At 72.7% G+C, this 10,875-nt stretch carries 8 protein-coding genes and 1 pseudogene; 3 read left to right on the top strand and 6 right to left on the bottom strand.

What is annotated here, in order from left to right; genetic code table 11:
* The first annotated feature begins 321 nt into the window (after positions 1–321).
* Positions 322–630, top strand: a complete 309-nt coding sequence (groES, locus tag L1885_RS15820; RefSeq protein WP_023539274.1) for a co-chaperone GroES — start codon at positions 322–324, stop codon at positions 628–630.
* Positions 631–728: 98 nt separating this feature from the next.
* On the top strand, positions 729–2,351 hold the full coding sequence (gene groL / locus L1885_RS15815; RefSeq protein WP_235797758.1) for a chaperonin GroEL: 1,623 nt from the start codon (positions 729–731) through the stop codon (positions 2,349–2,351).
* A gap of 232 nt (positions 2,352–2,583) precedes the next feature.
* On the opposite strand, the gene L1885_RS15810 is transcribed toward groL, so the two are convergent.
* From L1885_RS15810 to L1885_RS15785, 6 genes are all read right to left on the bottom strand, one after another.
* The gene (locus tag L1885_RS15810) at positions 2,584–3,612 is read right to left on the bottom strand and encodes a hydroxyacid dehydrogenase (RefSeq protein WP_235797757.1); all 1,029 of its coding nucleotides are present in this window, start codon (positions 3,610–3,612) and stop codon (positions 2,584–2,586) included.
* A gap of 101 nt (positions 3,613–3,713) precedes the next feature.
* Positions 3,714–4,652, bottom strand: a complete 939-nt coding sequence (locus L1885_RS15805; protein WP_235797756.1) for a carbohydrate ABC transporter permease — start codon at positions 4,650–4,652, stop codon at positions 3,714–3,716.
* The gene (locus tag L1885_RS15800; protein ID WP_235797755.1) at positions 4,649–5,638 is read right to left on the bottom strand and encodes a carbohydrate ABC transporter permease; all 990 of its coding nucleotides are present in this window, start codon (positions 5,636–5,638) and stop codon (positions 4,649–4,651) included. Before L1885_RS15800 ends, L1885_RS15805 begins: the two co-directional genes overlap by 4 nt.
* Positions 5,635–6,969 (bottom strand): ABC transporter substrate-binding protein, encoded by a 1,335-nt coding sequence (locus tag L1885_RS15795; RefSeq protein ID WP_235797754.1) that lies wholly within the window; start codon positions 6,967–6,969, stop codon positions 5,635–5,637. Before L1885_RS15795 ends, L1885_RS15800 begins: the two co-directional genes overlap by 4 nt.
* A 397-nt stretch (positions 6,970–7,366) precedes the next feature.
* Positions 7,367–8,491 carry a substrate-binding domain-containing protein gene (locus L1885_RS15790; RefSeq protein WP_235797753.1) on the bottom strand — a complete coding sequence of 375 codons (1,125 nt, stop codon included), beginning with the start codon at positions 8,489–8,491 and terminating at the stop codon, positions 7,367–7,369.
* Positions 8,492–8,981: 490 nt separating this feature from the next.
* Complete coding sequence (locus tag L1885_RS15785; protein WP_235797752.1) at positions 8,982–9,800, bottom strand: SDR family NAD(P)-dependent oxidoreductase; 819 nt, start codon at positions 9,798–9,800, stop codon at positions 8,982–8,984.
* Positions 9,801–10,051: 251 nt separating this feature from the next.
* Here L1885_RS15785 and L1885_RS15780 point away from each other — a divergent pair.
* Positions 10,052–10,875 (top strand): annotated as a pseudogene (locus L1885_RS15780) (hypothetical protein); the annotation flags it as partial.

Genomic DNA, 10,875 nt, shown 5'->3' with positions numbered 1-10,875 from the left:
GTGCCCGGCGCGCCGCGGGCAGGGCACCGGGCCGGAGCCGCGGCCGGGGCCCGGGCCTCGGGTCCCGGGGTCAGGACCTGGGCCGGGGCGGGAAGCCGCCGGCACCGGTCCGTACGTCGCCCGAACCGCGCCGCGCCCCACGCCGATTGGCACTCCGCTTGACCGAGTGCTAATCGCGGTCATAGTCTCGGCTCTGGCACTCAGCAAGTGAGAGTGCCAGAACGCGCGACGGGCAGGTCCGGCACCCGCGACGACGGATCCACCTGGTCGCCACCCTCAGACAGTCAACCCCGTGAGATCTCCGAAGGGGGAGGTCGGATCGTGACGACCGCCAGCACCAAGGTTGCCATCAAGCCGCTCGAGGACCGCATTGTGGTCCAGCCGCTCGACGCCGAACAGACCACGGCCTCTGGCCTGGTCATCCCGGACACCGCCAAGGAGAAGCCCCAGGAGGGCGTCGTCCTGGCCGTGGGCCCGGGCCGCTTCGAGAACGGCGAGCGCCTGCCGCTCGACGTTTCCGTCGGCGACGTCGTTCTGTACAGCAAGTACGGCGGCACCGAGGTGAAGTACAGCGGCGAGGAGTACCTCGTCCTCTCGGCTCGCGACGTGCTCGCGATCATCGAGAAGTAACTCACCCCAGCATCGCTTTTCCGATCTGCGCCCCTGGCCACCCTGCGTACGCCGGGCGGGCAGGGGCGCAGGTCGTCTGAGAGGACACAGAAGCTCCCATGGCGAAGATCCTGAAGTTCGACGAGGACGCCCGTCGCGCCCTCGAGCGCGGCGTCAACAAGCTTGCCGACACGGTGAAGGTGACGATCGGCCCCAAGGGCCGCAACGTCGTCATCGACAAGAAGTTCGGCGCCCCCACCATCACCAACGACGGCGTCACCATCGCCCGTGAGGTCGAGGTCGAGGACCCGTACGAGAACCTCGGCGCGCAGCTCGTGAAGGAGGTGGCGACCAAGACCAACGACATCGCGGGTGACGGCACCACCACCGCCACGGTGCTCGCCCAGGCTCTGGTGCGCGAGGGCCTGCGCAACGTGGCCGCCGGCGCCTCCCCGGCCGCCCTCAAGCGCGGCATCGACGCCGCCGTCGCCGCCGTCTCCAAGGACCTCCTGGAGACCGCGCGCCCCATCGACGACAAGTCCGACATCGCCGCCGTGGCCGCGCTCTCCGCGCAGGACCAGCAGGTCGGCGAGCTCATCGCCGAGGCGATGGACAAGGTCGGCAAGGACGGTGTCATCACCGTCGAGGAGTCCAACACCTTCGGCCTGGAGCTCGACTTCACCGAGGGCATGGCCTTCGACAAGGGCTACCTGTCCCCGTACATGGTGAGCGACCAGGAGCGTATGGAGGCCGTCCTCGAGGACCCCTACATCCTGATCAACCAGGGCAAGATCTCCTCCATCCAGGACCTGCTCCCGCTGCTGGAGAAGGTCATCCAGGCGGGTGGCTCGAAGCCGCTGCTGATCATCGCCGAGGACGTCGAGGGCGAGGCCCTGTCGACCCTGGTCGTGAACAAGATCCGCGGCACGTTCAACGCGGTCGCCGTCAAGGCGCCCGGGTTCGGTGACCGCCGCAAGGCCATGCTCGGCGACATCGCCACCCTCACGGGCGCGACCGTCATCGCCGAGGAGGTCGGCCTCAAGCTCGACCAGGCCGGCCTGGACGTGCTGGGCTCCGCCCGCCGCGTCACCGTCACCAAGGACGACACGACCATCGTCGACGGCGCCGGCAACAGCGCCGACGTCGCGGGCCGCGTCGGCCAGATCAAGGCCGAGATCGAGACCACGGACTCCGACTGGGACCGCGAGAAGCTCCAGGAGCGCCTCGCGAAGCTGGCCGGCGGCGTGTGCGTGATCTCCGTCGGTGCCGCCACCGAGGTGGAGCTGAAGGAGAAGAAGCACCGCCTGGAGGACGCGATCTCCGCGACCCGCGCCGCGGTCGAGGAGGGCATCGTCTCCGGTGGTGGCTCTGCCCTCGTCCACGCGGGCAAGGTGCTGAACGACAGCCTGGGCAAGGACGGCGACGAGGCCACCGGCGTGGCGGTCGTCCGCCGCGCGGTCGTCGAGCCGCTGCGCTGGATCGCCGAGAACGCGGGCCTGGAGGGCTACGTCATCACCTCGAAGGTGGCGGAGCTCGACAAGGGCCACGGCTTCAACGCGGCCACCGGCGAGTACGTCGACCTGGTCAAGGCCGGCGTCATCGACCCGGTCAAGGTGACGCGCTCCGCCCTGGAGAACGCCGCCTCCATCGCCTCGCTGCTGCTCACGACCGAGACCCTGGTCGTCGAGAAGCCGGCCGAGGACGAGGAGCCGGCCGCGGGCGGCCACGGCCACTCGCACTGACAACCGGCGCGCGCGCCGGCATCCGGCACGCGGACATCGCACGGGCGAGGCCCGGCACCCCCCTTCGGGGCGGGTGCCGGGCCTCGCCCGTTCCCCCCGGGGAGACCCGCGCCCGGATCCTCCCCGCCGCGCACGGCGGTGCGGGTCCGGTGCCTCCCCCCGAGGCGGCACCGGGCCCGGGCCGGGCCCCCGCAGGCCCGCCCGCGCGGAGGCGGTACGGGCCCGCCGGGCGTCACGCGGAGAGGTGCAGCGCGTCCGGCAGTACGGGTTCGGCGAAGGGCTCTCGCTTCGTGAAGCGCTCGATCTCGTCGAGCGCGTGCTCCGCCATGCGGTGCGTCTCGTTGCCGAGGGAGCCCGCGACGTGCGGGGTCAGCAGCACGTTCGGCAGGTCGTACAGCGGCGAGCCGGCCTGCGGGACTTCCGGGTCCGTCACGTCGAGCACGGCGGCGAGGCGGCCGGAGACCAGCTCCGGCAGGAGCGCGTCCTCGTCGATCAGGGATCCGCGCGACGTGTTGATCAGCGTCGCCCCGTCCGCCATCGCCGCCAGCTGGGCCGCGCCGATCATGTGGCGGGTGGCCGGGACCTGCGGCGCGTGCACGGAGACCACCGAACTGCGCGCGCACAGCTCGTCCAGGCCCACGCCGGCCACGCCGAGCGCCTCGGCGCCCGCCGCGTCGACGTACGGGTCGTACAGCAGCACGTCCAGGTCGAAGGGGCGCAGCAGCTCGATGACGCGGCGGCCGATCCGGGAGGCCCCGACGATGCCCACCGTGCGGCGGTAGTTGCCCGCGTCGATCAGCGTCCCGTGCCAGTCGTGGGCGGCACGCAGCTCGCGGTAGCCGCGCGCCGAGTCCAGTACGCGCTTGCCCGCGAAGAGGATCGCGGCGAGCGTGTACTCCGCCACCGGCAGGGCGTTGGCGGCCGCGGCCGAACTGACGGCCAGGCCGCGCTCCCAGCAGGCGTCGGTGATGTGGTGCTTGACGGTGCCCGCGGCGTGCACGACGGCGCGCAGCCGGGGCGCCGCGGCCAGGACGGACGCCGTGATCGGCGGCACGCCCCAGCACGTGACCAGCAGCTCCGCCTCGGCGAGCGCGGCGGCCACCGCCGGGTCCGGCCGCGTGAAGTCCTGCGCGACCAGGGCGGGATCGGTGCGCACGAGTCCGGTCAGCCGCTCCCGCTGGGGCGCGGTGAAGAGGCGCTCCGCGACCTCCGGGGACATCGCGAGCAGCGCGGCGGGGCGATTGTCAGTGGCGTCGTGCATGGTGGTACTCGTACTCCTCGAACGGTGGTGCCGGGCGGGGTGCCGGGTCTGCTGCGCCCGCGTGCCCGGGGGAAGGCGGCCCGACGGCGGGGCCGGGCAGGTCACTTGACGCTGCCTGCCGTCAGACCGGCCTTCCAGTGCCGTTGCAGGGTGATGAAGGCGACGATCAGGGGCAGGACGGCGAGGAGCGAGCCCGACACGACCATCGGGTAGAAGTCGGGGGTCGCGTTGGCGTTGCTGTGCCAGTTGTAGAGGCCGAGGCTGAGCGGATAGAGGTTCTTGTCGGACAGCATGACGAGGGGGAGGAAGAAGTTGTTCCAGATCGCGGTGAACTGGAAGAGGAAGACCGTCACGAAACCGGGCATGACCATGCGCAGCCCGATCGACCAGAAGACGCGCATCTCCCCCGCCCCGTCGATACGCGCGGCCTCCAGCGCCTCGTCGGGGATGTAGCCCGCGCTGAAGATGCGGGAGAGGTACACCCCGAACGGGTTGACCAGCACGGGGATCAGCACCGACCAGTAGGTGTTGACGGTGTGCGTCTTCACGGCCAGCAGGTACAGGGGCAGCGACAGCGCCGTGGACGGCAGCAGCACGCCCAGCAGCACCACGGCGAACAGCTTCTCCTTGCCGCGGAAGCGGTACTTGTCGAAGGCGTAGCCGGCCGCGACGCTGACGAGCGAGCAGCCGAGCGCACCGAGGCCCGCGTAGATCAGCGAGTTGCCGTACCAGCGGAAGTAGATGCCGCCGTCGTAGCTCGCGAGGGTCGAGAGGTTGTGGCCGAGGTCGAAGCCCTCGAAGGAGAAGACGTTCCCTCCGAGGATGTTGCCCGCGTCCTTGGTCGCGGCAGTGACCAGCCAGACCAGCGGAAAGAGCGTGTAGGCGGCGGCGATGGCGAGCAGGCCGTTGACGGCGCCGCGCGACAGCCAGCGGTTGCCGCCCGGCCGTCCGGCGGGGACGGTCGCGCGGCCGCCGCGACCGGCGCGGCCTGTCCCCGGAGCCCGCTGGTCGGCCGGGTCGACGATGAGCGGAGTGGTCATGCCCGCGCTCCCTTCCGGTTGGCGATGCGCGTGACGCCGAAGGACAGCACGGCGGCGATCAGGGCGATGAGAACGGACGCGGCCGCGGCCCGCCCGTAGTCGTTGAGCTGGAACGCCTCGGAGTAGGCGTACATGTTGGGAGTCCAGGCGCTGGTGATGGAGGAGCCGGTGTTGGACAGCAGGAGCGGCTCCGTGAACAGCTGGAGCGAGCCGATGATCGTGAACAGCAGCACCAGGAACACGGAGGCGCGGATGAGGGGGAGTTTGATGCCGAACGCGAGACGCCAGTTGCCCGCGCCGTCGACGGCGGCCGCCTCCAGCAGGGAGCGGTCCACGGCCTGGAGGGAGGCGTAGAAGATGACCACGTTGTAGCCGAGCCATTCCCACAGCGCGATGTTGACGACCGAGGGCAGCGCGCCGTTCGCGGAGAAGAAGTCGAGGCCGATGCCGCCGGAGTGCATCGCGCTGACGACCGGGCTGAGGCCGGGGGTGTAGAGATAGACCCAGATCAGGGCGGCGATCAGGCCCGGGATGGCGTGCGGCAGGAACAGCGCGAGCTGGAAGAAGCGCCGGGCGCGGGCGATCGCGGTGTCGAGCAGCAGCGCGAGGGCGAGGGCGCCGCCGACCATGATCGGAATGTAGAACAGCACGTAGCCGCCGAGCACCCAGAAGCCGTGCCGGAACGCGGAGTCGCCCAGGGTGTCGACGTAGTTGCCGAGCCCGTCGAAGACGTTGCGCGGCCCCTCGAAGCCGAGCCCCGACAGCTTCTGCGTGAACAGGCTCAGCCAGATCGCGTAGCCGACGGGTATCAGCATCGCCACGGTGAACAGCGCGAAGAAGGGCGTCAGCAGCAGGCCCGCCGCCAGGCCTGTGCGCTGCGGGCCCCGGCGCGCCGGGCGGCGCGGCCCGGCCGCGCCCCGCGCGGCGGTGGGGGCGCCCGGGCCTCCGGTAGTGCTGGTGGTATCGGTGCCGGTGTCCGTGCTCATGATGCGTCCTCGACCTTCAGACCGCTCCCCCGCAGGGCCGCCACGGTCGCGCTCTGGGTGATGGTGATGGCGCGCGGCAGCGTCGTGCTGCCGCCGACGACTCCGTGCAACTGGTCCCTCAGGGTGTTGTTGGCGGCGGCGGTCGGCCCCCACAGCCAGTCGGGGTCGATGGTCGCGCCCGCCTTCTCGTAGAGGCCGTAGAGGTCCTGGCCGCCGTAGAAGCTCGTGTCGATGGCCTTGCGGGCGACGGGTACGAGCGCGGGCGCGGCCGGCAGGGCGGTCGAGGTGCTGGCGCTGAGGCGGGCCCGCACGGAGTCCGGTGACGTCGACATCCACAGGATGAACTTCATGGCGGCGGCCGTCTTCGTGCTGTTCTTGGAGACCGCGAAGGTGGAGCCCTGGCTCATCCCGACGCTCGGGTGCGCCGCGTCCCAGCTGGGCATCTGCATCGCGGCCCACTTGCCCTTCTCCTCCGGCACGATGCCGGCGAGCGTGCCGGCGCCCCAGGAGGCGCCCAGGTAGCCGACGGTGGTGCCCGCCTTGAGGGACGCGGTCCACTCGGGGCTGTAGGAAGGCGCGGTGCTGACGAGGCCGGCGTCGATCAGGCCCTGCCAGTACGCGGCGGTCTTCCGGGTCGCGGCGTCGGTCGTGTCGACCTGCCAGGCGCCGTTCTTCGTGGTGAACCACGAGGCCCCGGCCCCCCAGGCCATCGTCTGGAAGAACGTCGGGTCGTCGGGGAAGAAGGTGGCGATCCGGGTGCCGGGCGCGGCCTTCTTCACCTGCTGCGCGGCCGTGCGGAACTGGGCCCAGGTCTTCGGCAGCGCGATGTGGTGCCGCGTGAAGAAGTCCTTGCGGTAGTAGAAGATCTGGGGCGAGGCGTCCGAGGGCACCGCCCAGTTCCTGCCGCCCATCGTCGTCAACTGGATGGTCTGCGGGAGGAATTCCTTCTTCACCGCGGGCGTCATGTACGAGCTGAGGTCCTTCAGCGAGCCCTGGCTCACGAACTGCGCGAGCGAGGGGTACTCGATGGACAGCACGTCGGGGGCGATGCCCGCCTTGATCGCGTTGGCGATCTTCGGGTAACCGCCGAGCCCCCCGGAGGGGATCTCCTCGAACTTGACCTTGATGGTGTCGTGCGTGGCGTTGAACTCGTCCGCGACCTGCTGCGAGCCCTTGGTCCAGGCCCAGAACGTGACGGTGACGGGATGGGCCTTCGTGCCTTCGGCGGGGGCCTGCGCCGCGCCGCCGCAGGCCGCGAGCACGGCGAGCGAGACGAACGCGGCGGCGGCTCCCACGGCTGTTCGCAGGGGCCGGGACCAACTGTGGCTCACGGCGCAGCTCCTCTTCGTCGGGGATGGTGCTGAGGACGGGCGGTCGCGGTGATACTTCGAGCCACCGTGAGCGAAGTCAAGAGCGAAAGATTGAATGATCGAAAAATGAGCGAACTGGCCGCCTCGCGCCGTAACGATCGGGGGCGGTGCTGACTCCCGCTGGAGGCAGGGTGCGGCCACGCCCGGGCCGGTCGGGAACGGGCGGGGGAGGGGGAGGGGCCGCGTGCGGCGGGAACGCGGAGCGTCCCGTCGGCCGCTCAGGGACGGTGCTCAGGGACGAGGGGGTCGCGCCGTACGGAGGGGCGGCGGGTTCGCGGCGGTGGTCGGGGGGCGCGCCGCGCCGTCGTGAACCGGACGTGCCCCGCGAACGGGACGGATTCGAGGGACTGCCGTGCGGTCAGCCGGACTGCGCGGGGCCGGCGTCCGGCGTGCGGGCGGGTGCGCCGCAGGACTCCCGCACCCGCAGCGTCGGCAGCAGTTCCACGTGGCGGCGCGGCGCGTCCCGCTCCTCGGCGCCCGCCGCAGTCAGCCGCTCCACCAGCAGCTCGGCGGCGCCCCGCCCGACGGCCCGCTTGGGCGGCGCGACGGCGGTCAGGGGGGTGTCGGCGAGGGCCGCGACCTCGTCGTCGTAGGTGACGAGCGCGAGGTCGCCGGGCACCCGGACGTCCAGCTCGGCCAGGCGCCGCACCATCCGCGTCGCGTCCTCGTCGTTGTGCATGACCACCGCGGTCGCCCGGCCCTCCCGCACCAGCTCGCGCAGGGTGTGCGCGGCGGCCTCGAAGCCCTCCCGGCCCGGCCCGCCGGGCGTCGATTCGAGGACGGGCGCCGGGGCGTCCAGGCGCAGCGCGGCCAGGGCCTGCGCGTAACCGGCCCGCACGGCCTGCGCGGTGGGGCTGTCCGACCGGGCGACCAGCACCGGTGCGCCGTGCCCGAGGCGTACGAGGTGGCGCACCGCGATCAGGGCGCCGTGGGCGTGGTCGGAGCCGACGCGGTCCATCCCGTCGAGCGGGCCGCCGGGCTCGCCCCTGCGCTCGACGATCACGGTGTCGACGGGCAGCCGAGCGATCCAGTCCGCGTAGCGCGCGGGGTGCTCGGGGCGCGTCCAGCTCGGTGCGACGAGCAGGCCCTCGGCGCCGGCCGCGAGCAGCCCGGCGGCGTGGGACGCGTCGTCCTCGGGGCGGTAGTCGGAGACGCGCAGGATGAGCCGGGCGCCGAGCCGCGCGGCGGCTTCGTGGGCGCCCCGGATGATGTCGGCGAAGTAGTAGCCCGCGGCCGGCGCGAGCATGCCGATCACCGGGCTCCCGGCGCCGGGCGCCGTGCCGGCGGGGCCGCGCCGCTCCGGCCAGGACACGGACCCGTGCGCGCGGTCCAGCAGGCCGCGCGCGGCCAGCGCCTCGGCGTCGCGCCGCGCGGTCACGGGAGACACCCCGAGCTGGGCCGCGAGGTCCGCGACGCGGACGGTGCCGCGCTCGCGCACCAGGTTGAGCAGTCGGTCGTGGCGTTCTGCTGCCCCTTCACGCACGGCGGCGGTTCCCCTCGTTCCTCGTCGAGCACGTCGGCCGGATCGACTGGTCGCACGATCGGTCCCCGCCGGCCGGGTGACCGGTGGGTCCGATCGAAGCGATCCGCACTTCGATCATTCGATCACTGTAATCGAGGTGCCGGCGGGGGTACACGGCGCGTCCCGCCGGGAGAAACAGGACGGCGGAGTGGACAGGGACGGCGGAGTGGAGAGGGAGGGCGCAGTGGAGAGGGCGGGAGGGGAGTGGCGGAGCCGTGAGGTGGCAACGGACGAGGCCCGGGAAGCGGTACCGCGGTGCCGGATGCCGGATGCCGGATGCCGGATGCCGGATGCCGGAGGCCCGGAAGGACGAGCGACCGGAAACCGCGAACGCCGGGGAAGGCGAGCGGGGGCGCAACGGGAAGACCCGTAAGGACGGATGCCAGCGCCGACCGGCGTCCGTATCGGCGAACGTGCGTGACGACCGGCGGACGCCGGCGGCGACGACCGGTCAGGCGCCGCCCTCCGCGCCGTCGCCGACCGGGCCGCCGTCCCCGTGGACCGGCCCGAACTTGCGCCCGGCCTTGGAGGAGATGCCGCCGAGCAGGCCGCGCGGCGCCAGCTTGGCCGCGCCCATCAGCGCCTTGTAGCGGGGGTCCGGGACGGACAGCGTCTTGCCGCGCTGGAGATCGGCGAGCGCCGCGACGACGAGCTTGTCCGCGTCGAGCCACATCCAGCCGGGGATGTTGTCCGTGGACTGCCCCGCCCGCTCGTGGAACTCGGTCCGCACGAAGCCGGGGCACAGCGCCATCAGCCGCACCCCGGACTGCGCGAGGTCGCGCGCCACGCCCTGGGTGAACTGGACGACCCACGCCTTCGACGCCCCGTACGTGCCGCGGGGCACGAAGGCCGCCACGGAGGCGACGTTGACGACGGCGCCGCGGCCGCGGTCCCGCATCGAGGTGACGGCCGCGGAGGTCAGCCGGAGCACCGCCTCGCAGTGCACCTTCAGCATGGCGAGCTCGTCGTCGAGCGGAATGTCGAGGAATACGCCCTTCTGGCCGAATCCGGCGCTGTTGACGAGCACGTCGACCGGCTGTCTGCGGTCGGACAGCCGCTTCTCGACCGCCTCGATGCCGCCGTCGGTGGAGAGGTCGGCGGAGAGGACCTCGGCCTCGATGCCGTGGCGGTCGTGGAGCTCGGTGGCGTGCGTGCGCAGCCGCTCCACGTCGCGGGCCACCAGGACGAGGTCGTGCCCGTCCGTGGCAAGCCGTCGCGCGAACGCGGCGCCGATCCCGGCGGTCGCGCCCGTAATCAAAGCAGTCGTCATGGACGCACGGTAGCGCCTGTTTCCTAACCCCGGTCCGCCGGTGGGTGAGGTGTTGGTGCAGGTGCGGAGGTGGCTCGACGGGTCTCGCGGCGGGCCGCGGGGGAGCGGCGCGACCGCCCGCGGGCGGCCCGGGGGCGCCGCGGCCGGCGCGGGGGAGCCCCCGCCCCCGGGCGGGCTGGTGGCGGGACTCACAGGGGCTCGGTGGGCCCGGAGCCATCGGACGGCCATATTTAGATGTACGCTACATATACATGAGTGAGATGCAAGCCTGGTGCCGTTCCGTCCGGCGCGGTTTCGTCGCCGCGCTCAGGGTCGAACGCGTCCTCTCCGACCCCGTGGCCATCGCGCGTTCCCTTGCCGCCGTCGCGGCGGCCTCCGCCATCGGCTGGGCGATCGGCGACCCGCTCGCCTGGGCGATGATCAGTGTGGGCGCATTCATCTGCGGCATCGGCACGCTCCTCGCGCCGATCCGCCACCGCGCCGTGAACGCGTTCGCCCTGGGAGCCGGGTTCTCCCTCGCGACCCTCGCGGGCGTGTACCTCCACCCCCTGGGCTGGTACTTCCTGATCCCGCTGGGCATCGTGGCGTACGCCGCCGGCCTCTGGCGCGCGCTCGGCGTCGCCCCCGGCATCCGGGCGTGCCTCGTCGCGATCGGGCTGATGATCACCGCGGACCTCGCGCCCTCGGCGTCGGCCGGGCTCACCATGACCGGGTGGATCGCGGCGGGCGCGGGGCTCGTGTGCGTCGCGCAGCTGCTCCCGCCGTACGGGCGGCGCCTGCCCGCTCAGCGCAGGGCGGTGGCGGCGCTGTACCAGTCGCTCGCCTCGTACGCCCGCCTCGGCGCCGACCCCGCCGTGCGCCTGCCGTCCGCGCCCTTCACCGCCGCCCGCCGGGCCCTCGACCTGCTGCCGCAGTTCTCCCGTCCGGCCGCGGCGCCGCTGTACGGGCTGCTCGCCGAGGCCGAAGGGCTGCGGCGCGCCCTGCTCGCCGGCGCGGGACGGGGCGAGGAACCCCGCGAGGAGACCGCGTTCGTGCTCGACGCGGTCGCCCGGTCGCTCCTGACGGGCCGTGCGCA

This window comes from Streptomyces fuscigenes (assembly GCF_021556455.1).
Lineage (GTDB): Bacteria > Actinomycetota > Actinomycetes > Streptomycetales > Streptomycetaceae > Streptomyces > Streptomyces fuscigenes.
This window is presented reverse-complemented; position numbering and strand designations above follow the sequence as displayed.